The sequence below is a fragment of the Paenibacillus endoradicis genome (assembly GCF_024721975.1).
Map to the genome: position 1 here is coordinate 168,706 of NZ_JANQBB010000005.1, position 23,082 is coordinate 191,787.

Annotated in this window: 26 protein-coding genes and 1 riboswitch; of the genes, 20 read left to right on the forward strand and 6 right to left on the reverse strand. The window is 38.2% G+C overall.

All coding sequences use genetic code 11. From position 1 onward, the window contains the following. Nucleotides 1–268 precede the first annotated feature (268 nt). The 3 genes from NV377_RS17190 to NV377_RS17200 all read right to left on the reverse strand — a co-directional run bounded on the left by NV377_RS17190 (nt 269) and on the right by NV377_RS17200 (nt 4,932). A complete protein-coding gene (locus NV377_RS17190; protein WP_258202029.1) occupies nt 269–2,386 on the reverse strand; it encodes a coiled-coil domain-containing protein in 2,118 nt (705 codons plus the stop codon). A gap of 395 nt (nt 2,387–2,781) precedes the next feature. Beyond that, a complete protein-coding gene (locus NV377_RS17195; protein WP_258202030.1) occupies nt 2,782–3,606 on the reverse strand; it encodes an aldo/keto reductase in 825 nt (274 codons plus the stop codon). Nucleotides 3,607–3,765: 159 nt separating this feature from the next. Further along, complete coding sequence (locus tag NV377_RS17200) at nt 3,766–4,932, reverse strand: iron-containing alcohol dehydrogenase (protein ID WP_258202288.1); 1,167 nt, start codon at nt 4,930–4,932, stop codon at nt 3,766–3,768. A 177-nt stretch (nt 4,933–5,109) separates the two neighbouring features. On the opposite strand from NV377_RS17200, the gene NV377_RS17205 reads away from it, so the two are divergent. The 3 genes from NV377_RS17205 (at nt 5,110) to NV377_RS17215 (ending at nt 7,833) form a co-directional block, all read left to right on the forward strand. Then, nucleotides 5,110–6,039 (forward strand): ArsR/SmtB family transcription factor, encoded by a 930-nt coding sequence (locus NV377_RS17205; protein ID WP_258202031.1) that lies wholly within the window; start codon nt 5,110–5,112, stop codon nt 6,037–6,039. A gap of 50 nt (nt 6,040–6,089) precedes the next feature. Beyond that, nucleotides 6,090–7,007 (forward strand): poly(ethylene terephthalate) hydrolase family protein, encoded by a 918-nt coding sequence (locus tag NV377_RS17210; protein WP_258202032.1) that lies wholly within the window; start codon nt 6,090–6,092, stop codon nt 7,005–7,007. A 148-nt stretch (nt 7,008–7,155) separates the two neighbouring features. Then, nucleotides 7,156–7,833 (forward strand): S-layer homology domain-containing protein, encoded by a 678-nt coding sequence (locus NV377_RS17215; protein WP_258202033.1) that lies wholly within the window; start codon nt 7,156–7,158, stop codon nt 7,831–7,833. Nucleotides 7,834–7,953: 120 nt separating this feature from the next. Here NV377_RS17215 and NV377_RS17220 read toward each other — a convergent pair whose 3' ends face one another. Next, the gene (locus NV377_RS17220; protein ID WP_258202034.1) at nt 7,954–9,963 is read right to left on the reverse strand and encodes a methyl-accepting chemotaxis protein; all 2,010 of its coding nucleotides are present in this window, start codon (nt 9,961–9,963) and stop codon (nt 7,954–7,956) included. A gap of 135 nt (nt 9,964–10,098) precedes the next feature. Continuing rightward, the gene (locus NV377_RS17225; RefSeq protein ID WP_258202035.1) at nt 10,099–11,016 is read right to left on the reverse strand and encodes a hypothetical protein; all 918 of its coding nucleotides are present in this window, start codon (nt 11,014–11,016) and stop codon (nt 10,099–10,101) included. Nucleotides 11,017–11,285: 269 nt separating this feature from the next. Between NV377_RS17225 and NV377_RS17230 the strand changes: the two genes are divergently transcribed. The 12 genes from NV377_RS17230 to NV377_RS17285 all read left to right on the forward strand — a co-directional run bounded on the left by NV377_RS17230 (nt 11,286) and on the right by NV377_RS17285 (nt 19,586). Continuing rightward, complete coding sequence (locus NV377_RS17230; RefSeq protein ID WP_258202036.1) at nt 11,286–11,852, forward strand: hypothetical protein; 567 nt, start codon at nt 11,286–11,288, stop codon at nt 11,850–11,852. A gap of 38 nt (nt 11,853–11,890) precedes the next feature. After that, nucleotides 11,891–11,934: riboswitch (PreQ1 riboswitch) on the forward strand. Between the two features lie 443 nt (nt 11,935–12,377). Further along, a complete protein-coding gene (gene queC / locus NV377_RS17235; RefSeq protein ID WP_258202037.1) occupies nt 12,378–13,055 on the forward strand; it encodes a 7-cyano-7-deazaguanine synthase QueC in 678 nt (225 codons plus the stop codon). Then, nucleotides 13,055–13,519 carry a 6-carboxytetrahydropterin synthase QueD gene (gene queD, locus NV377_RS17240; protein ID WP_258202038.1) on the forward strand — a complete coding sequence of 155 codons (465 nt, stop codon included), beginning with the start codon at nt 13,055–13,057 and terminating at the stop codon, nt 13,517–13,519. Before queC ends, queD begins: the two co-directional genes overlap by 1 nt. Then, entirely contained in the window at nt 13,516–14,247 is a 732-nt protein-coding gene (gene queE / locus NV377_RS17245; RefSeq protein ID WP_258202039.1) for a 7-carboxy-7-deazaguanine synthase QueE, read from the forward strand. Before queD ends, queE begins: the two co-directional genes overlap by 4 nt. 113 nt (nt 14,248–14,360) lie before the next feature. Continuing rightward, a complete protein-coding gene (gene queF / locus NV377_RS17250) occupies nt 14,361–14,858 on the forward strand; it encodes a preQ(1) synthase (protein ID WP_258202040.1) in 498 nt (165 codons plus the stop codon). Nucleotides 14,859–15,104: 246 nt separating this feature from the next. Continuing rightward, entirely contained in the window at nt 15,105–16,223 is a 1,119-nt protein-coding gene (locus tag NV377_RS17255; RefSeq protein ID WP_258202041.1) for a glycosyltransferase family 2 protein, read from the forward strand. Nucleotides 16,224–16,682: 459 nt separating this feature from the next. Next, nucleotides 16,683–17,093: a YhjD family protein gene (locus NV377_RS17260; RefSeq protein ID WP_258202042.1), complete on the forward strand. Its 411-nt coding sequence runs from the start codon at nt 16,683–16,685 to the stop codon at nt 17,091–17,093. 134 nt (nt 17,094–17,227) lie between these two features. Continuing rightward, entirely contained in the window at nt 17,228–17,620 is a 393-nt protein-coding gene (locus tag NV377_RS17265) for a cupredoxin domain-containing protein (protein ID WP_258202043.1), read from the forward strand. 208 nt (nt 17,621–17,828) lie between these two features. After that, nucleotides 17,829–17,963, forward strand: coding sequence for a hypothetical protein (locus NV377_RS17270; protein ID WP_258202044.1), 135 nt, complete (start codon nt 17,829–17,831; stop codon nt 17,961–17,963). Nucleotides 17,964–18,040: 77 nt separating this feature from the next. After that, entirely contained in the window at nt 18,041–18,328 is a 288-nt protein-coding gene (locus tag NV377_RS17275; protein ID WP_258202045.1) for a Dabb family protein, read from the forward strand. 150 nt (nt 18,329–18,478) lie between these two features. Continuing rightward, a complete protein-coding gene (locus NV377_RS17280) occupies nt 18,479–18,901 on the forward strand; it encodes a DUF86 domain-containing protein (RefSeq protein WP_258202046.1) in 423 nt (140 codons plus the stop codon). A gap of 40 nt (nt 18,902–18,941) precedes the next feature. Beyond that, nucleotides 18,942–19,586 (forward strand): helix-turn-helix transcriptional regulator, encoded by a 645-nt coding sequence (locus tag NV377_RS17285; RefSeq protein ID WP_258202047.1) that lies wholly within the window; start codon nt 18,942–18,944, stop codon nt 19,584–19,586. A 108-nt stretch (nt 19,587–19,694) separates the two neighbouring features. On the opposite strand, the gene NV377_RS17290 is transcribed toward NV377_RS17285, so the two are convergent. Further along, nucleotides 19,695–20,096, reverse strand: a complete 402-nt coding sequence (locus NV377_RS17290) for a hypothetical protein (RefSeq protein WP_258202048.1) — start codon at nt 20,094–20,096, stop codon at nt 19,695–19,697. Nucleotides 20,097–20,392: 296 nt separating this feature from the next. On the opposite strand from NV377_RS17290, the gene NV377_RS17295 reads away from it, so the two are divergent. The 5 genes from NV377_RS17295 to NV377_RS17315 all read left to right on the forward strand — a co-directional run bounded on the left by NV377_RS17295 (nt 20,393) and on the right by NV377_RS17315 (nt 23,045). Then, nucleotides 20,393–20,851: a DUF948 domain-containing protein gene (locus NV377_RS17295; protein WP_258202049.1), complete on the forward strand. Its 459-nt coding sequence runs from the start codon at nt 20,393–20,395 to the stop codon at nt 20,849–20,851. 58 nt (nt 20,852–20,909) lie between these two features. Beyond that, nucleotides 20,910–21,245 (forward strand): YtxH domain-containing protein, encoded by a 336-nt coding sequence (locus NV377_RS17300; RefSeq protein WP_258202050.1) that lies wholly within the window; start codon nt 20,910–20,912, stop codon nt 21,243–21,245. 73 nt (nt 21,246–21,318) lie between these two features. Continuing rightward, on the forward strand, nt 21,319–22,224 hold the full coding sequence (gene murI, locus NV377_RS17305) for a glutamate racemase (RefSeq protein ID WP_258202051.1): 906 nt from the start codon (nt 21,319–21,321) through the stop codon (nt 22,222–22,224). A 242-nt stretch (nt 22,225–22,466) separates the two neighbouring features. Further along, the gene (locus NV377_RS17310; RefSeq protein WP_258202052.1) at nt 22,467–22,703 is read left to right on the forward strand and encodes a hypothetical protein; all 237 of its coding nucleotides are present in this window, start codon (nt 22,467–22,469) and stop codon (nt 22,701–22,703) included. Nucleotides 22,704–22,742: 39 nt separating this feature from the next. Then, the gene (locus tag NV377_RS17315) at nt 22,743–23,045 is read left to right on the forward strand and encodes an iron-sulfur cluster assembly accessory protein (protein ID WP_258202053.1); all 303 of its coding nucleotides are present in this window, start codon (nt 22,743–22,745) and stop codon (nt 23,043–23,045) included. Nucleotides 23,046–23,082 lie beyond the last annotated feature (37 nt).

The following is a 23,082-nucleotide window of genomic DNA, read 5'->3' on the forward strand; positions in this document are numbered from 1 at the left end:
CAAGTATAAGCACCGCATGGGTGCTCATACTTGCCTTTGTTGTTTGTGTTGTTTATCATTTACCCACTTACCAACTTCCACATGGCTAACTGATCAGTGAGCGTGGAAGCAGCGGAGAGGACAGTCATTATGGAAAAGCGGTAGCGCTCGGCCTTGTTCCACGATTTATACCTCTTGCTATTTCAATAAATCGCGGAACAAAAGTCGATTGGAGTAATGAGTGTCATCGCAGCGGGCCCTAACACGCTTCACTGCTACATGAGCCAACTTATTCCATCCGATTCGAGCTGCGTATAAGTTCTTGATTTTCCCATAGCAACATACGAAGATTCGATTTGGAGCCTTGAATGACGAAATGAGGTACTTGATTCATTTTTGCAATTTCAATACCTTCCCAAGTTGCACGATGCGATGTTGATGTCAGAATCATAAATAATGCTTGTGAACGGCTTAGATCAGAAGCGATACGCTCTGGTCGTTCACCACCATCGTGAACTAGCTCAGCACCCGTTTCTTTTACGACGGTTTCAAACCATTTGCGTTGACCACCAATAATAGTGATGGTGCAATCTGTAAGGAAAGGTTCAACTTTATTACGCATGGATGAAGCTATCGCTTCTCTAGGCTTATCTGATTTTTTGCGAGCAGGGTGAACATCTGTCATATCACCATGTAATCGATACAAACGAGTTAACCGCGCGATATGCCCATCTTCTGCTACATTGAATGTACATGGATCACCATGACCAGGCTTTTGAATTTCGACATCTTTGAAATGAATAGGGAAGCGATTATCCTCATCATTGAGATCGACACAGTACCATTTCAAATCTTCATCCTGATGTACGAATCCGTCATATTGATTAATAGGTGAGAAGTTATCATCGCCTTGGAATAGAAGCTCAATCGTATAATGATTATGTCTACCTGGATGGGCAGTAGGTGTACATAGTACTTCTGCCTCATGCTGTAACTCTAGTTGCTGAACAAGTGATTCTGTAATATTGAAAATATCACCATTCTCAAGTGAAATATAGCCTCCATGATCTCGGCGATAGAATGTACCGTAGAGCATGGCACCTTGTTTCTCTGGTAGCATGATGGATGTTGCAGTGTCGTTATGCTCAGTTATTGTTGCAATATCAGCTTGCTGTTGTTGAATAGCTTGTGATTCTTTTGCTTGTGTTATTGTTTGTGCAAATTGATTATGGGTTATTTGATAGTTTTCAATATTCTCGATAAGTTCTAGTACATTTCGCATTTGTTGACGATATTGAGTTCTTAGCTCAAGCCCAGTTGATGTAGGTTGTTCTAAAGTACGAATAAGAGTTTCATTGTATTGATCTAATTCACGATGTAGGCTAATCGTCGTTGCTGTTAATTGTTGTTCCAAAGTAGTTGCTACGGCAGTGGCATTTAATTTTGTAGCCGCTTGTTCTTGCTTTTGTTGTGCAATTTGTTGCCAACTATTCGATTGTTTTTTACTTTCTTCTAGTTCTTTTTGTAACTGATCTTGTATTTGCGAAGACTTTTTCAACTCGTCGGAGTATTGTTTGGTCTGTAACAACAATTGACTTCGTTCAATAAGCCATCTTTCTTCTTCTTCTTTTCTTTTTTGTGAAAATTCTTGTTGAACATTTTCCATTCTTTCTACTTTAACTTCATACATATTTAGCTGCTCCTTTAGCTGCTGGGCATGCAAGGTTAGCTTGTCCTGCTCTTGCTGAAGATGGCGATATAGTTTATCTTTTTGCACCCCTGAAAGCTCTAATTGCTGTCTTGTTGTAATTTCTTTGCTGATTTTATCTTCTAGTACAGCTATCTTTTTTTCATATTTATTTTGATCTTGCACAAGAGTTGGTATCGTATTAACGGTAGCCGCAACTTCCTGAGTTGCAACTTCTTGTACATGGTGGGAATTTATTTTTTCTAATATGTGTATACATAGATCTTCATTGTTTTCTCGATCTGGATGATAATAAATGGTCCAGTATACATTCCAATAGCCATATGTAGCTATTTGTTCTATTAGGTCTTCGTTAAGTTGATCTATTGATGGTGCATCTACGATCATGAGACTTGTAATATATATCAATAGTTGTTGTTTAGTCGTTATATCAGAGGAGGCTTTTTTTATAACAGTGCTTAGCTTTTTAAGAAATAAGAGATCTGGCCATTTCCTTAAATCTTTTTTTGTAAATGGTAATTGTAATGCAATGGCTAACATTAATTTATCATAATCGCTTAATGTTTTAACAAACTGCATAAAATTGTGATGTGGGAACGCTCGATGTGTTTGTTTTTCAATAATAGATCGAAATACTTTAGTATGTTCGTTACTTAAAATATCGTCATGATTTCCTCCTGCAATAGACTTGAGCTTCAATAGAATTCACCCTTTCATCATAACTATTTTATTAGTATTATCTTCAAAGAAGTTCGACATTTACTCGCTTTATTCCTTTAGGTCAATAGACTTAAAAAAGTATAGTACTAATGTAAAATCTTATTGTAAATTGTCGAGATTACAGTCAGTTTCAATCATTATTAGCTTTTAAGTATTGTAGACAACCTCTAAATACGGTTGAAGCTAAAGTAAGTTACTGTTATAGATGATATGGGAAAAGGGTGAAGACAGAATGTGAGAAGCAAACTGAAAGAGTTTAATGAGGATTAATGATTGAGAAGTAGCGGAAAATGTTTTCTGTATATTATTTTACGAAAGAAGTACGATTGAATTGAGAGAAAAGCAGCACAGCAAGACTGTACTGCTTTAATGAATTAGAAATTGAAATTATCAGGATCAGGACCAAAACGTTTATTCTCATTGAGTGCAGAAATTTGCGTCATTTCATCGTTTGTAAGCTCAAAATCGAACACATTAGCATTTTCTACGAGACGAGCAGGTGTTGTTGTTTTCGGAATTGTGATCACACCATTTTGAATATCCCAACGTAGTACGATTTGTGCTGCAGATTTATTATGTTTTGCAGCGAGCTCTTGCAACAATGGGATGTCGAGATTTCCTTGCATTAACGGACTCCACGCTGTTACTTTTATATTATGCATAGAACAATACTGACGAAGCGGCTCTTGTGTGAGAAGAGGGTGGAATTCTACTTGATTAACCATCGGTGTTATTTCACTTTTCGTAGCGATATCCTCAAGATGATGAATCTGGAAATTACTAACTCCGATTGCACGTGCATAGCCTTTTGTATAGATCTCTTCTAATGCTCTCCATGTCTCGGTATACTTGCCTTTCACTGGCCAATGTACTAGAAGAAGATCAACGACATCCATATTAAGTTTAGTTCGACTGTCATCAAAAGCTGCTAAAGCCTCATGATAACCTTGATGTCCATTCCAAATCTTTGTTGTAACGAATATTTGGTCACGATCAATGCCGCTAGCAGTAATTCCTCGACCAACGCCAGCTTCATTTCCATATGCCGTAGCTGTATCAATAGCACGATAGCCAACTTCAATAGCTTGACGCACAGTGTTCTCCGCAACTTCATCAGTAACTTTCCATACTCCTAGACCTAAATAGGGCATTTGCACACCATTTTGTAAGATAACATTGTTTGTATCATTAGCAGTCATTAATTTGAGTCCTCCTCTAAAATTAATAGTAACTGTCTATATAACCTCTATCGTAAATGAGAAGTTATATAGACAACATGAATCTCGTAATCCGAAATTGTCATACCTAGCAAGCTGCTTATTGAACTACCTCTCAAAGTATGCTTACTGAATTAACGCTTAAAGGCAGTTTTTTAATATTGCATGTACGTCCTCTTGCTCCAACTGCTTGAATGATCCAATAGGTCCATATCGTACTGCTTCAATAGCCATACGCTCTAATTGGCTGCCATCGATATCGAATTGAGAGAGTGTAGCTTCCCCGCCAATTTTTGTGAAGAAGTCACGAGTAGCTTGAATACCTGCTAATGCAAGCTCATCCTCAGTTTTTCCTTCACTACTAATGCCCCATACACGAGTGGCATATTGAGCAAAGCGACTTGGACGTTCTTTGTATACATATTCCATCCAATTTGGGAAGACGATTGATAAGCCAGCGCCATGGGGAATATCATAGATAGCACTAATCTCATGCTCGATGCCATGAGATGCCCAGTCATTACGCATACCAAGAGAAATTTGTCCGCCATTAAGTGCCATCGTGCTGCACCACATTAGATTTGCTCTTGCGGCGGAGTCATTTGGATTAGCAATGGCTATTTCAACATTTTCAATAACGGTTTGTAGTATTGATTCACAGAAGCGTTCTTGTAGTGGTGTATCAGGTGTTAGACTGAAATACTGTTCGAACACATGCGACATAATATCAATCGATCCATATACTGTTTGATGTTGGGGAACGGTATATGTTAGCGTAGGGTCTAGAATAGAGAAACGAGGGTATACATGTGGACTACCAGAACCACGTTTCAATTTACTTTCCCAATGGCTAATAACCATAGAACCGTTCATCTCAGTACCTGTTGCAGCTAATGTAAGAATGGTACCAAGTGGAATTGCTGATTCAATGCGAGCTTTATTCGTGAAGAAATCCCATACATCGCCTTCATAAGGTACACCTGCTGCAATGGCTTTGGAAGCGTCGATAACACTGCCACCACCAACAGCTAGTATAAAATCTACATTATGTTCACGGCAAAGTTCAATTCCTTCATATACGCTTGTAAGTCTTGGATTAGGCTCAATTCCAGCTAATTCAACATATTGCACTCCTGCATTTGTTAATTGGTTGACAACTTGATTATATAGTCCTGATTGTTTAATGCTATTACCACCGTACACAAGTAAAACTTTTGTGCCGTATGTAGCTGTTACAGTACCGACTTGTTGTGCAGTACCTTCACCGAAAATGATGCGTGTAGGGTTATGAAACGAGAAAGGTAGAATAGTATTGCCTCCTTATTGTTATGATTAACTTACAAGTTAATCTAATTTTTAGTTTATTGCCTTATTTCATTGTATTTTACAGAAATATCACTGTCAACTTTTCGAAGGTTATTGAAAGATTAACTTTTCAGTTATACAATAGGGTGGAAAGTTATTGAGAGCTTAAGGGGAATCTAGATGGAAGTAGCGGTTAATACAGAGAATAGTTATATATTGGAATGTTTTGCATCACCTACACGAATTAAGATGATTGAATTATTGAAGCAAACGCCGATGAATATTAAGCAATTATCGCAGGCATTAGATATTAAGCCGCCGATCGTTACGCGACATATACAAATGCTTGAAACAGCAGGTATCGTTAGAAGTGAACTTATCGCTGGTAAAAGAGGACAGCAGAAACGTTGTTTCTTACAAATCGAAAAAATGGTTTTAGATTTTACATTACCGTCACAACAAACGACAGCGGAAGGTCCAGATAATTATGGCAAAAGGTATGAGGTAGAGGTACCTGTAGGAATGTATTCTGCATATGACGTGAAACCGAGTTGTGGCTTAGCCTCCGAATTGAATATGCTTGGTATGTGTGATGACCCACGTTATTTTGCTGATCCGATTCATAGTGATGCAAGTATCGTTTGGTTTAGTTCAGGATATGTTGAATATCGTATCCCCAATTATATGATATCCAATGATCAATTATCAGCAATTGAAATCTCTTTGGAAGTTTGTTCTGAAACGCCATGTTCTTCCTCAGAAATGTTACCTTCAGATATTGTATTTAGTATCAATGGAACAGATATTGGAGTTTGGACATATCCTGGTCGGTTCGGTAAAGATAAGGGAGTATTTACCCCTAGTTGGTGGTACAAAAACATTCAACATGGCATTATGAAGCATGTTCGAGTGACAGAGCAGGGCTCATTTATCGATGGCGTGCAATTATCTGACGTAACAATTGATGATCTTGATCTGGATTATGATAAGGAGTTATTATTGAAAATTAGTTGTGATAGCAGTGCGAAAAATTGTGGAGGAGTTACTATTTTTGGTAAAGGGTTTGGAAATTATAATCAACACATTCAGGTAGTCATGCAATGTAAGTGATAAGTTAGCATTAGTATCGCACAATAGTCATTATAATGAGAGGAGATTGTATGCCACAAATTAAGAGGGTACTTAGAACCAAATGGTTTATATCATCGCTCAGCATTATTTTGATTATAATATTAGCTTTCTCTACGGTATCCTTTTTACTCGTAAACTCAGTGTCAGCTACTTTCGAGAAGGGTAGCGTGGAAGAAAAATATGCTTCATCAGGAGAGTATGAAGTTGAAACGATAGCGATCTCGAACGAACTTGGTGAAAAGCTGTATAAAATTTATTACCCCCAATCACAAGATGTTATGCATCCACTAATTGCTTGGGGCAATGGAACAGGGGCATTACCTGAACAATATGACGAACTTTTACGCCACTTGGCTAGTTGGGGATTTGTTGTTATCGATACTTATAGTAAAACTACTGGAACAGGGAAAGAAATTCTAGCTTCCATAGAATATATGTTGGCTGAAAACGATTTGCCCAAAAGTCAGTTTTATCAAAGGATTCAATCTGATCAAATTGCTGCTGCTGGTCATTCTCAAGGTTCCACTGGAGTCATTAATGCCCATACTAACTATGAAAATGGTTCTCTCATTAAAACTGTTGTATCAATTGCTCTCCCACAGTTGAAATATTGCGATCCGAAGGATATATATGATACGTCGGCTTTGAAAGTGCCGTTTTTTGTAATGGGTGGAACACGTGATTTTATTATATCGCCTTCATCGTCCAATCAGCAGGCATTGACTGACGCTAATCCTGATATTCCGGTAATGATGGCAATGGCAAAAGGAGCGGCACATACTGCGATTGAACATGATGGGGGCAAGCATAGAGGGTATCTAACTGCATGGATGAGATTTCAGTTAATGGATGATGTAGAGGCAAAACGTGCTTTTGCTGGTAAGGATGCTGAACTTCTTACAAATGCTGATTGGAAGGATGTAGATTCCGTAAATATGCAGGAATAAAACATAGACCAGTTATCCCGTGTTATCTAATGACTTTATCTGAGAACCACAACTATAAGGATGTTTAACATGACTGCAACCTTTTTCACAATACAGTCGTTCTAATAGGAGAACAGACATACTAAAACAAACAGAAGAGGTGGACACCATGAAGAAACATTTAGCAATTGCAGCGGTCGCGGTCATGATTTCAGCATCATTAACTACACAGGTTTTCGCAGCTAATTCTTTTAGCGACATTAATAGTTTAAGCAGCAAAACACAAATTGAAGCATTACAGCAGCTAGGTATTATTAAAGGAGTGAGCGATACGTCATTCAATCCAGAAGATAAATTAACTGCCGCGCAAGGCATTTCTTTAATTGTAAGAGCGACTCAAATCAGTCTCGCAGCAATCGATTTCTCAACTGCACCTACTGCTGACGGTTTCTACAAAAAGGTTTCCAATGACGCGTGGTATGCACAAGATTTCATTATTGCCCACTACAACGGTCTCGATATCCCTGCTGATATCGACCCTAATCAGCCGTTGACCAAGGAGCAGTTCACACACTACTTAGTACAAGCTCTTGAACTCACAGGACAATATCCGACGATCAAAATGTTTATTCCAATTGAAGATGAGAAGGATATTACCGTTGATTACCAGGGAACTATTCAACGTGCACTATTATATAAAATCGTTTCTTTGGATGAATCAGGCAAATTTGATCCATCACATCTGTTGACTCGTGCTGAGGCAGCAGCCATTTTATTCGACGCACACAGTTTTATTGAAGCGCACAAAGACAATGTAACCCCAGAAGAGCCAGAAGCAAAATCTTAATTTAACTTGAAAAGAAGCTGAATAGACTTATTCAAAGTCTGCTCAGCTTCTTTTTTTTTGATTTTAGTCTTTATCCAAGCTATTTTAAATTTCCAAGCGACTGCCCTTTATGAGATGTAGTTATTTTGTTTTAAATTTTTTCATTTGCTCATTCATATTCAAAGCCATATTACGTAGTTCACTCGAGCCACTAGCTACTTCTTGCAGGGAAGCTGTTTGCTCTTCAGTAGCAGCTAAAATGCTTTCAGAGGATGCTGCAGTTTGTTGTGCCATTTGATTCATCCCGCTCATTTGTCCTGTTACTTCATCAGATGCTACAGTGAGTAGCTGTGAAGCTGCACTAATTTCTTCAAGATCACCTGTCATTTCTTGCATACTGTTATTAATTTTCAGGAAGGCGTGTTCTGCTTCTTTGATCGCTTGAACTCCACTATTTACTTCAACTTGGCCTTTCCCCATAGCAGTCATTACTTTAGTAGTGCTGTTAGTAATATGCTCCACAATCTCAATAGCTTGCTTGGCTGAGGTCTGAGACTGAGCAGCAAGTTTATGAACTTGTTGTGCTATAACAGAGAAACCACGACCTTCATCACCTGCTCTTGCCGCTTCGATCGAAGCATTTAATGCTAGTAGATTGGTTTCATTAGCTATACTTGAGATGACGTCAACGAAGCTGCGCACTTCTTCGGTTTGCTTAGCTAGTTGCTCAAGAAGTTCAGAAGATTGTGCAACGGAATGATAGATGTTATCCATCTGGGTCATTGCACCATTCATCATCTTAGTGCCATTAGCAGCAAGTTTATTAGATACTGACGCTGCTTCAAATACATGATTGGCTGATAACGTAATCCGATGTAGTCCAGCATTCGTTTCATTCATAGAGGTACTTGTCAGTTGACTAGCTTTTGCACTAGCTTGAGCATTGCCAGCTATATCCTCCATTGTACTAGCGATATGATCAGTTGCTTCAGCTACTTGTGTACTGCTTGAATACATATCATCAGATGATACAACAACTTGATCTGAGATCGCTCGAAGTTGATCAATCATCTGCTTCAGTTGTGTGCGCATATCTTCGAAAGAACGACCTAGGCTACCTAACTCGTCTTTTCTTAATAGTAATTTCTCATCGACAGGTATGGTGAAGTCACCTTTTGCTAACTGCAGTCCGTTCCACTCCACACGTTTAATTGCTTTTGCAAGTGAGCGACTGAATGGGTATGCGACAATGATTCCGATAAAGATAAATACATAGCTAAGTATTGCAGAATATTTCAATATATTGTTAAGCCCATCGGTTATTTCGGAAGCTAAAGCACCAGTAATCATTACCCAATTTGTTCCGGGAATCGTTGTGAATGCTATCATCTTTTTGCCATCAGCATCTTTAAATTTCTTAGTTCCACTGTGTTCAGTAATGACATCTTTTAATAGCTTAGCGTACTCGTCGTATGTTGCATCCGTTTTTGCTAATGTAATATAGTTAGTCTCTTGTAGCACTAAATCTTTGTTTTGATGTGCAAGAATTTTACCACTGTCACTCACAATATAAGTGAACCCTGTCTCGCCCACACGAATATCTTCAACGATATCACTTAAGTAATATCCATCGATTCGCGCTAATAGCAATTGTTGAATTTGATCTTGCTTTATGACAGGCACTGCGATTAATAAAGCAGGGGCATTTGTTTTACGACTAATAATGACTTCTGAAATCATCGATTTCCCCTTTAATGCTTCTTGAACATAGGAACGATCGCTAAGATCTATTGTTTCACCGTCGGTATAATGTGCTTGACCTTTAAGATCGACTATAGCAATTCCTTCATAGTTCAGACGTTCTGCTTCAGTATTTAGTACGGGCAGCTGTTCATCCCAGTTATTGCTTTGAATTCCTGGTTGATTAGCCAATGCTTCTAGCTCACTTACTTTACGTGCGAGTCTTTCTTGTATAATGACGGAACTATCTGTTGCTTTACTCATTAGTGATTTTTCATACTCATTCGAAAGTTCCTTTTCTGACACGAAAAAGCTAACCGCATTTAACGAGAAGGAGATTAATACCGTAAGAAATATTACTAAAGTCATAATTTTTTTGAAAATAGTGTTTAATTTAAAAAAGTTCTTCATTACACTCAACCTCTCGTTGTAGTTAACCTGTATGTATTTGTAAATATTATCTATCTTAATCCAGTTCACAAATGCTATATATGATAAAAATCACACAAAAAAGGAGTGTATGAAATTCATACACTCCTGTATTAATTATGAAAGAGGCAATGTTTTTGCATAAGTTTCAATAAATTGCAATGCTTTCTCTGGATGTGGAGCATCTACGCGAATGCCCACAATTAATTTAGGATATGCAATTGGCAAATTTTTACCAAGTGCACTTTCCGTTAGATCTATCGCATAGACATGCTCTTCGATAATATTACCATCATCATCTGTTATTGCTCCAGTAACGGCATACTTACTATCTAATACATCGCTTAGCGATGCCACATCTTCAAGTGGGGTTAGTACACCTTGCGGTGTAATATAATTGAACATTGGTTCATCTAAAATGTAGAGATCAGGTGACTCTGTCATAAGTAGGACGAAAGCCTTTTGTATATAAGCATATTGCATAGCCTGATCTTCTGGAACATAGATGATATCCGAGACTACCCTTTGAAAATCTGGGAAATCACTTAGGAGTTTAGCATTAGTTGTCTCGAAGGTATCATCTTTACTTGTATCGAAATAGTTACCTAAAAATGACATTTGAACATCAATGGGAGGTAAGCTTGCTAGGTATCTTTTCTCTTCTTGACGATCCATGAAAGCGACAACACCGTATATTAGGGCAATAACAAGACCAATGGCAACATAAGTGTGTATTTTATAATAGCGCCAGAAATGATCGAATTTTTTAGCTTGTCCAGCCATTTTCTTGTACTTACCATATTCTTGCTCTTCGAAAGCATCGGTATATTTCTTTGTTTCGTAATCTAGTATAGCTCGATAGGCTTCTGTTATTTTGTGGAAATCAAAATCAGGATCAATACTTTGCTCTTCTACAGTTAGTTTCGAACGAGAACGATCTTTACGTAATAGGGTAGAGTATTTCTTTTCTACCAGATCTTTCTCCGCGAATGGCTCAAGACCTAATCGCTCATAGGCCTGTTTAATGTCTTCCATTGTGTCACCCCTAATAGTAATTGCTCCATTAATTATTAATGATATCTCATCTAGTATACGTTATTTTGTAGCAGGAGTACATTTTTCCAACTATTTTTCACTACTAAATGTACAAAATGATGTCGAAACTTGAAAACGCTATTATCTATTACGATAGTAATATGATATCGGTTGCACAGGATCGCTTTTTAAAAGTACAAATAAGTTCAAAAGGTATTGAATGAATAGGTTATAATACAAATATGAAATGACAGTAGAGGATGGTACAGATGTTTGACCCAACGATATTTGAAAATTTGAAAATAGCTTTTGAGAATCAATTGTATGACTTAGATAATTTGGATGGCGTTATATCTATTATAGATCGGAAAGATAATCTTGATCTTGCCGTTATGTCACGTACATGGACGCTTACTTTCGTGCTTGCTCAAGTGGAGTTAAAGCAAGTTCCACTATCAGCCGAAATTGTATTGTCAAGCTCTGTACAAGATTTGGCTGGTGAAATATTAGAACACGAAACAGCACATCCAGCATGTAGTTTGATGCTGAGATTTCATTGTCTTATAGATAATCCGTTTGAACAATGTAAGAAAATTGAAAGAGCGATTAGCGAAATATGGGAACGAAATATGTTGCCACGTCAATCATTAAGCGCGATGTATGACACAGAATTACATCCTGTTCATGGTTCACCACTATGGTTACCAATCATCTATCGCAATACGATTGAACTTCCTTTCAATCGTCGGATTAATGAGGATCAAATGGATGATATTGATCAGTTGATTGAATATACAATTAATACACTTGAAGCTATAGGAGATGCTGTGCTATAGTAGCAGTTGACAATTGAACAGGAAAATCTGGTGTATGGCCAGGAGAGGTTCGCGAACTCCCTCTATAAAAAACTAGACGAAACGATTGCTATTATCTGTAAAAGATAATGAGCGTCGTCGTTTTGTGTTCGGCGTGTATTGCCCATTAAGGGTAATGCTCGCCTTTTTTATTTGCTATGAGAGTTGAACAGCTCGGGCTGTACTAAATATTTTTCTTTCGATGTAACTTTTCGTTGAGAGGTAATTCAAAATGATCGCTACTGATCACGAAGGAAGGCTCTGAAGTGGATTCGATGGCGAATATGCCATTCATCGGTCATTCCGATACTCATGTACAAATGACGTACACTGCGCTTCACGTATCCCTAGCTTTATACCGTCTTCTTGATGCTGAGTCGCAATTATTTTGAATGTTCGAAGAAGTTCAATCAAGATTTTAGAGAAGTTTTAGCTTATGCTTTCGATGTAACTTTTCATAAGTGAGAAGTATATCGAGAAGTAATGAAAAGTTTTAGGAGGTTTAAAATGTTACATGAAGAGAAAGCTGTTGTTGTATTTAGTGGTGGTCAAGATAGTACAACATGTTTGTTCTGGGCGCTAGAACGCTTTGCAGAGGTTGAAGTGATTACATTTAACTACGGTCAACGTCATATGTTGGAGCTTGAATGTGCGGCCTCCATTGCTAAGGAACTTGGGGTTAAGCAGCATGTGTTAGATATGGGGCTATTGAATCAACTTGCACCTAATGCTTTAACTCGATCAGATATTGATATTGAAGTGAAGGATGGCGAGTTGCCAACTACTTTTGTCGATGGTCGTAACTTGTTATTTCTTTCTTTTGCATCAATTGTGGCAAAAGGGATTGGAGCCAAACATATTGTAACGGGTGTATGTGAAACGGATTTCAGTGGCTACCCAGATTGTCGAGATATATTTGTGAAATCGTTGAATGTGACATTGAACCTCTCTATGGATTATCAATTCGTTATTGATACGCCATTAATGTGGTTGGACAAAGCGCAAACTTGGGAGATGGCTGATCAACTTGGCGCCTTTGAGTTTGTACGTGAACGTACGTTAACATGCTATAACGGTATTCCAGCAGATGGTTGCGGCGAATGTCCGGCATGTGAACTTCGTCGTAGAGGGCTTCAACAATATCTTGAAAGACGACAATTGACTGAGGCTGGAGGTGCACAGTAATGCTACAGCAAATCTATCCTCAAGTAGAGCATCCTTTTGAATATGAACTTAATAAAGATTTTCAATTCGCTGCAGCCCACTATGTACCGTCACCGAAAGCTGGGAAATGTCAGCAGATGCATGGTCATACGTACTTTGTTAATGTTACAGTTGCTGGTGATCAATTAGATGATACAGGTTTTCTTGTCAATTTTGCTTTCATTAAAGAGCTTATTCATGATCGGTTTGATCATACATTACTGAATGACCATCATAATGATTTTAACAATAATGAGCCTAATTATTTTCCTACGACGGAAGTCGTTGCTCGTACAATTTATGAGCTCGTCAGTGATTTTTTGGCTACAACGGATAATAAACCTACATGTGTGCAAGTATTTTTACGCGAAACACCTACAAGTTACTGTATATACCGCCCTCGTAAGTTATTGCGCCAGTTGAATGCAGTAGGAGGAGAGCGATGAGTGCTGAACGTGCCATTCCTGTGCTTGAAGTATTCGGACCTACTGTACAGGGAGAAGGAATGGTCGTAGGACGTAAAACAATGTTTGTGCGAACTGCTGGTTGTGATTATCGTTGTGTGTGGTGCGATTCTGCTTTTACATGGGATGGATCAGCAAAAGATGAGATCCAACTCCGATCTGCTACACAAATTATTGCCTCATTAGATGAACTTGCTGGTGATGCATACGACCATGTTACTATTTCTGGAGGAAATCCTGCGCTATTGCCACAGTTGGATCGTTTTATAGATGCACTTCATGAACGAGGGAAGAAAGTTGCTCTAGAGACACAAGGTAGTCGTTGGCAAGATTGGTTTACTAATATTGATGATATGACGATTTCCCCTAAGCCACCTAGCTCCGGCATGGATACGAATTGGGATAAGCTAGATGAGATTGTTAGTAAACTGGTGGAACATGGATCGCATTTTTGCTTAAAAGTCGTTGTGTTCGATGAGGCTGATCTTGCTTATGCTAAAGTTGTTCATAAGCGCTATGCTGGCGTTAGTTTCTACGTGCAAGCTGGTAACGGAAATTTGACGGAGCAAGAGCCAGCACGTATGCTTCCTTATTTGCTAGAGCGATATGAATGGTTAATTGATTTAACGATGACTGATAGCGAGTTGAACGCGGTATATGTGCTGCCGCAGCTTCATACATGGGTATGGGGCAACAAAAAAGGCGTTTAGAGGTAGTTCAAAAAGCAGACTTTGATAACGATGAGTATGCTGACGTAGCGTATTCAGCGTAGAAGATGAAGAGAATTTATGCATATATAACATTATAAAGGTAGGGGTTATAGATGGAAGGAAGAAACAAAGAAGAGCTTGATCGTATTACATTGCTTGGTAATCAAGGTACGAAATATCCGTTTAATTACGCACCTGAAGTACTTGAATCATTCGATAATAAGCATCCCAATCGTGACTACTTTGTTAAATTTAATTGTCCTGAATTTACAAGTCTTTGTCCAATTACTGGTCAGCCAGACTTTGCAACGATCTACATCTCTTACATTCCAGATGTGAAGATGGTAGAGAGTAAATCATTGAAGCTATACTTATTTAGCTTCCGTAATCATGGTGATTTTCATGAAGATTGCATGAACATCATTATGAATGATCTTATTAAATTAATGGAGCCTCGTTATATTGAAGTGTGGGGGAAATTTACACCACGCGGTGGTATTTCGATCGATCCGTATACAAACTGGGGTCGTCCTGGTACGAAATATGAACAAATAGCCGACTATCGTCTCATGAATCATGATCTTTACCCAGAGAAAGTCGATAACCGTTAAGCAATAATAAAATTTTTATAACAGAGGGAATTCAAAAAGCTCACTTGTTGAACATTCATAAAAAACATCTTCAAGTTATGCGATTGATAGTTTCATATCATCGTAGCTTGGAGATGTTTTTTTGTTGTACTAGAAAGTATTAATTTAATGTCCCTTGGAATGTTATAGCGAAGCCAATATTGTAAGCATAATTAGGTCAAAGCCTCTCATAAATTAACACTATAAGAAAATATGAGGAGGGCGACGATGACTTCTAATGTAAAGTTAACTGCATGCATCATTGTTCAAAATGAAGAAAGTCACTTACCGTATTGTCTGGCATCTATTCAATCGATTGCTGATGAGATTATCGTTGTAGATACGGGATCAACGGATACAACGAAACAGCTTGCACAGCAATATCATGCGAAAGTATATGATTTTCAATGGAATGATAATTTTGCAGATGCACGTAATTATGCTTTGGAGCAAGCGACTGGTGAGTGGATATTATATATCGATGCAGATGAACGTCTTGAAGATAGTGGTCATGCAGCCATTCGCGAAGCGATAGAACAGGAAGAATTACTTTTGCTCGGATTAAAAGTCGTTAATTATTATGGACATCGTCCTGCACAATACGAACGTTCAAATTTGCTAGCTCAATATCGAATTTTCCGTCGAGCAAAAGCAACATTCATAGGGGCGATTCATGAACAGCTAAATTTCTCAGTACCACTTCAAGCGCATCAAGTGAAATTGCTCTCATCACAATTATCGCATTATGGATACCTACAAGAACGTGTACTTGAGAAAAATAAGATGAATCGAAATGTGAATATATTACTAAAGGAAAAAGCTAGAGATAAAAACAATCCATGGACGGATTATTTCATTGCTAATGAATTGAATCAACTTGGAGAGAAAGTGAAAGCATACGAATTTGTTAACCTAGCGATTACAGGATTTATTGCGAAGCAACAACTTCCGCCATCGCTATTATATAAGTTGAAGTACAGCATTGTGATTGATCTACAACAATTTGAAGGGATTGAACAATCGATCGATCTTGCGATTAAAATCCATCCAGATTTTGTAGATTTGTATTATTATAAAGGGTTGATCATGAAAGAACAGGGAAGGCTAGATGAGGCGATCATCGCATTTGATCAAGCACTTCTTATCGGTGAAAATAATTTACAACATCTAACCTTATGTGGTACAGGAAGTTTCTTATCTAAATTTGAAAAGGCGGTATGCTTAGAACAGCAAGGCATGCAGACAAGTGCATTACTTCTTATTGAAGAGGTACTTGTGCAGTACAGTAACTATGCTCCCGCATTAGTAGCCAGAGAGAGAATTAAGGCACTATACACAACCTCCTAGAGTAGAAGTTCAAAACATCCACTCGTGATCACGATGAGAATGCTAACGTAGCTCAATCGGCAGCGAAGATGCCCCTCATCGAAAGCCTGCGTGTGCTCACGTACACAAAACGTACGCTGTGCTACTCGTTTCCGCTGAGGGTCATCTTCTTGGTGCTGACAAGCGAATATTTTGAACCTTTATTGAAAGTGGAAGTTCAAAAAGCGGCTTTGATAACGAAGTACTGCAGGAAGCTATGCTACTCCCCCGCTTGCGAAAACTTGCTTTGCTACATGAAAATTTTGTATTTTTTCCTTACTTGCATAAACAAGCACCCATTGGATATAATGAGAACATATGTTCTTGTTATATCCAATGTTTTTATAGGGAACGATGAATAGTGTTCGCTTTTCGAAAATACTTTTCATTTGCGAAAGAAATGTATGGAGAAGCCAATGGGCAGTTTTAGGAGGAACTAAGATGAATGTTGAGCAAGAAACAACTGAAATAAATTCGCAATTACAAGAAAAGGCGTCACATGCTCCAATTCAAGAAGAATTTGAAGCGGATGCTATAAAACAATATGTGTTGCTTGAAATGATATTACGTATTATTGATCATGATGTGAAAGCAATAGGTTTATCACAAATTAAGTTGCCTAGATTATATGAATCAATGCTACGCGCGATTCAGGATCGTGTATTATTAGATATGGCAGATCATCGCAGAATGTTTCGAAAAGGCGGTATTAAGATCTATGAAGAATTACAACAACAAGATGGATTATTAGCAAAATACGTCTGTAGAGGGTATCATCATCAGATTTTTATGCTATGGGGATTCGTGAAAGTAGAGTGTGAACGAGTCTTGAAAAAATATATGTCGGTATAATTCGCAAAATGTTCATCACTTTGTCATAATTTCAGAAAAATTTTCATGTTTATATTAGTAATTGGTTGAGTAAATTGGGTATTGTTAGGTAATATAGGGATAGACATTATGAGTATAAAGGGGAGCACGTTGTAATGCAAAAATGGATTATGTTCGCGCTAGTATCAGTTGCTGCAGTTATGGCTATAAGTTTACTTGCTTTCGGTTTACCAGAAAAACCAAACACTGGACCAGAAGAACTACCAGAAGGCGTAAATAGTATCATGAAAATTATAGCGTCTGATGATTTTACTTTTAACCAAGAAGAATTCACGGCTAAAGTTGGCGAGACTGTTATTTTAGAGTTCTCTAACAAGAGCGGTATGCACGGTATTGACATTACAGATCTTAATGTGAAATTAAACAAAGATAATCCAGAAACACAAGTGACGTTTGATAAAGAAGGCGAATATTTGATTGAATGTAATATTCCATGTGGACAAGGTCACAAAACAATGCATGCTAAGCTTATTATTACAGCAGCTTAATAAGTTAGAAGTAGAAGGAGCTGTCGAGTTGATCTCGGCAGCTTCTTCTATTGTTATGGTTCGCTACATATTCGATGTCGAGTACATGACGAAGCCGGTCATCGTTATCAAAGCCCACAATTTGGACTACCTCTTAAAATGAAAGTTCAAATTGTGGACTTTCAGAATCAAGAAGATGGAGCGCTACTTGCGGAAGGAGGAAACGCAAATGTACGTAATTGGTACATGCGTACCGGACTTCCCAAGTTCGCTACATATTCGATGTCGAGTACATGACGAAGCCAGTCATCGTTATCAAAGTCTACAATTTGAACTACCTCTTAAAATGAAAGTTGTCGGTTAGAAGCAACTTGGGTTATCATAAGACTAGTACTACCATTATATTAATGCAAATATCGTGAATTATAGGGGGCAATCTCATTGATTACGCACATTGTATTTTTTAGATTAAAGGATAATAGTCCTGAGAAAGTAGAAGTTACTGCAGAGGTGCTTCGCAATATGGAAGGTAAAATTGAGCAATTGAAATTTATTGAAGTTGGAGTAGATGTTATCCACTCTGAGCGTTCATACGATATTGCACTTATTACTAAATTCGAAACTATGGCGGATCTTGATGCATATCAAGTGCATCCCGTTCACCAAAAGGTGATCGAGCATATGAGCACTGTGCGTGAATCTTCTGTAGCCGTTGATTACGAAAGCTAAGAGGTAATTATGCGCGATGTATATGAAATGGCCACATATCTTGTCATCATTATTGTAAGTTGTATTGTGATGGGAGTTTGGCTTAAGCGTAAGGCAAAGAAAAAGAACAAGTCTAACAACAATTAATAACTTGCTATAGGCGGTGAATTCGTGTACTACGTCAATCATGAACAGATAGCCATTCGACTAGCGACAATTCCGACGCTAACAGCAGCAATGGAGCAATTAAGTAAGCAATGGGAAGGCGCAGCATTACAAGCATTGGCGCAAGAGCGAGCATTACATCTAGCAATAGAAATTGTGACTGATATTGGCAGTTATCTAATAGATGGGTTTCTTATGCGCGATGCAAGTAGCTACGAAGATATTATTGAAATTACAAGTGGTGAAGGTGTCTATCCAGAAAGTATGGTGCCTGATCTAGTGGAATTAGTACGTCTTCGTAAACCGCTTGTGCAAGATTATTATAATTGGAAGAGTTCAGAGCTACATCCGTTACTAGAGAAGTTACCAGTTTTGCTAGTAGAATTTAAAGTTGCGGTTGAACGGTATGTTGAAAAAGAGCTAGCTTAATGGATTAGCTCGTATTGTGATGGAAGCGAGGTGGGTAATAATGAAGCCAACTAGTTCGACTCGTGACGCTATATTGTATAAACTACGTAGTCAAGGGCGAATGCAAATTAGCGCATTAGCCCAACAACTTCAGCTGACAGAAATGGCGATACGAAGACATTTACACGAGTTAGCAAAGCAAGATTATGTGCAAATTATTTCAGTTAAGCAGAGTATGGGACGACCAAGTCATGCTTATGAGTTAACGCGTAAATCTGAAGAACTATTTCCGCGAAATTATCATATGCTTACCGTTGACCTACTTAGTGAACTAGATGATAATCCTGAAACTGCACCATATATTAATATGATGTTTCAAGGACGTAAGCGTAAGCTATTAGATCGCTATGAAGATAGAATGGCGAACAAGGAGTTATCCGAAAAGGTTGATGAACTTGTTGCTATTCAAAATGCTGGTGGTTATATGGCTGAGGCGAAGCGTGATCAGCATTACTATTATATCGAAGAATACAATTGCCCGATAAAAGGTGTCGCAGATCGTTATCATCAAGCATGCCAATGTGAACTAGAGTTGTTTCAAGACTTATTAGGAACAAAGGTAGAGCGCACAGAGTGTCTAGCTAAAGGTGGAACGAGATGCAATTATCGTATTCAAATGTCCAGTAACGCTGAAATTGAAGCATGAAGCTGAGATAAACAGCATTTAGACCTTACGTTAGAAATTGATAAGGGGCAACACCCAGATGTCATGGAATGATGACATTTGGGTGTTGCCCTTTTTTGTATGTGTATATTAGTGATTGAAGGTAACAGGAATTTTAATTAAAACATAGTTTCTAGTCCACATTTGCGTCGATGTAATTAAGTTTTCACCGTCTTGGGTAAAGAAAAGTCCAGAACCTTCTTTCTGTTCTAGTTCCCAACCATATTGACCAACAAGTTCAGTAATATGCTCATCAACAACGTTAATTCCATTACTACCAGAAGTTATGTACCAATGAGTTTTGTTATCACTCGATAATAGGACAAGATTATCATTTGAATGCTCAAACGTAGTGATAGCTTCTCGTTGACTAACGCCATCGATAGGTAGTGTCGGATAATAAAGTTTATTATTGAATATATACCCTCCTACTAAAAGCAAGATGACACCAATCGCACTGAGCGTAATAATTGCTACCGACCATTTCCTCACGGAGACTCCCCCTTTTATGTACAATTAGTTATCTATACTAATACTTCAGAACAGTTCAGTGGCTACATATATAGCAATGTACCCAATCTAATAATGATACAAATAATGCCAAAGGTAAGTCAAATTTTGTGAGCTAATTATATATTTTTGAAAAATGATGTGAAATGTTGTGTCAATACAAGCCCAATCTGCTTATACTGTGTTACGCGAATAGGCATATGTCTAGTTAACAAGAAATTGGTTGCAAAGACAGTTTGCGATGACTATGTCCAAATTTATCGGTATGAGGAGGAGCTATGTTAACGATTGAATTCAGTATTTGGATCGCTACAAGTGCCTTTGTCATTCTTGTTATTGCTGTAATTGTTACATTACGATCATTAGTTGTTCGTATGAACACATTAACAGCAACAGCAACTGATATGAAGCAAGACATAAGTAGACTATCGCTTGAGTGCAGTATTCTCATTCAGTCGACCGATGAGACCGTGAAAGCAATCTCAAGCAGTGTGCAAGCGGCACAAGGAATTGTTCAGGCAACGAAGCAGATTAGTCAAACAATTGAACATACTGCTGCAATGGTGGATGAGGTGACAGGTAAGATTTCACATCGAGCATTGAAGTATGTGGAACAAGAAAAGGCTGAGCGTCAAGTGGAGGATGCTATACAATGGGCAGAGCTAGCGGTGTCTGCGTGGCAATTATGGCAAGGTGTACGCAAGAAGCAACTAGATAATAGTGCAGCAAGAGATTAGTAACTTAGCGGAAGTTCGACAAGTTATAAACGCACATGAAAATTATGAAGGAGTGTTGATGATGAAATTAACGAAACGTGGAACAGCATTTTTGGCAGGTATCATTACGGGTGGGGTAGTTGGTAGTGTAACGGCATTATTATTTGCACCAAAAAGTGGTAAAGAATTACGTTTAGATATTAAAGTAGGTGCTGAAAAGGTTGCAGAGGCAACGGTAAAGGCTGTTGATCATGTGACAGAAACTGTCTATGAAGCGAGCAGACAAATTGAGGATCGTACTGTAAAGATTGTCTCAGGAGCGAAGCAAGGTATGCAAAATATCGTTGGTGGTAGGAAGCAAATATGTGCTACTAATGAACAAGAAGAGACTCCACAAGAGACTTCTCATAATTAATGCTTGCAAATTAAATCGCAATAATTAATACTACTTAATGGGCAGAGTCTAGAGAGAAGAAAGCGGTGGAATTGTGCAGCGACCAATAGCGGTATTAGATTCTGGTGTAGGTGGATTGACGGTAGTGAAGGAATTGTTGAAGCAATTACCTCGTGAAGAAATCGTCTATTTCGGCGATACGCTTCGTGCACCTTACGGTCCAAGATCGAAAGACGAAGTTATGCAGTTTACGGAAGAAGTCGTACAATATTTGCTTAAGTATGATCCGAAACTTGTCATTATTGCATGTAATACAGCAACTGCAGTGGCGTTGGAGCATATTCGTGCAAGTCTTTCAATTCCGATTATTGGCGTGATTGAGCCTGGGGCTAGAGCAGCGCTACGTGGCACAAAGACAGGTTATATAGGAGTAATCGGTACAGAAGGAACAATTAAGAGTAAGGCTTACGATCAAGCACTTTTTCAGCTTGCAGAAGATATTCAGATTGTAAGTGAGGCATGTCCAGCTTTCGTTCCGCTCGTGGAGAAGGGTGAATACGAGTCAGCGAAAGCCTATCAAGTTGTGTATGATTCCATTGTCCATATGCGCTCATATCCAATAGATTGCTTAATACTAGGCTGTACGCATTATCCATTTTTAGCAAATACAATTGCAGAGGTAATGGGAGAAGCAGTTACACTAATTCACTCTGCAGAAGAGACAACTACTGAAGTCATTGCGATCTTGGAAAAGCAAGGTCAATATGAGCAAACCGAAGATCATAATGAACATGAAGCAAGGGTAACGACAAGTCAATTTTTAGGTAAATCTGTAGATACGGAGTCCGCTAATACAATGGTGAAAATAAGTAAGCATTGCTTTATATGCAGTGGAGATCCATCTACTTTTCAAGCGATAGCGAGACAATGGCTTGCAGATGAGCTCCAACATTATGAGCCGGAGTGGATAAGTAGCGTGAATAATATTCATATATTGTAATATATAATAGCGGGGGGTAATTTTGGGCTAGTTGCCACTGAATTATCCCCTTAATGTTGTCATGATGGAAGTACATAATAAATAACTAGCTAAAGGTCTAGTACGGATTGAATAGATAGTGGGGTATACTAAGAAAAATGAAGAGGAAGTTCAAAAATCGAGTTTTGATAACGAAGTTACTCATGGAGCATGATCGGCATCGAATATGAAACGAACTTGGGAAGCACGGGAGGAGTGGCTATATGAGGAAATTACTATCACTAGGACATTGGAAACATACCTTTCAATTAGTTTTTAAAATTATTACATCTCCGACAGTAGCGTTATGGGAGAAGGGCTTGTTTGTTATTCCTGTTCTTATTTATTGGATAGCACCGGATTTTATGCCATTTCTACCTGTTGATGATATCGCATTTACAATGATTGTTGCAGAATGGTTTGCGAGTAGAATGGCTAAGAAGTATAATATAACAAGATAGTCCATGTTTACTACATACAGCAAAAGGAGCGGGTAAGCTATGAAATGCAAAATTTCACGTAACGCAGCAAAAGTATTGAAGGTTGAATTAGATAAGCCAGAAAGTGCAGGCAAATTATTGCGTGTATTTGTTACCCATGCTCATGGGGATCATGCACATTACGGTTTAGGCGTAGATGAGCCTACAGATAAAGATGTTGTTGTATCGACGGATAGCGGAATTGATGTTATTCTAGAAAAAGACAATGATTTTTTAGATGGTATTCGTATCGATTATTTTTATGCGCCTGAGGAAGGTTTTGAAATTACAAACCCTACAAAAGGTAACCACGGGGATCATTAATTGTAACACAAAGCATAATGGGAAATGGGAAGAGGAA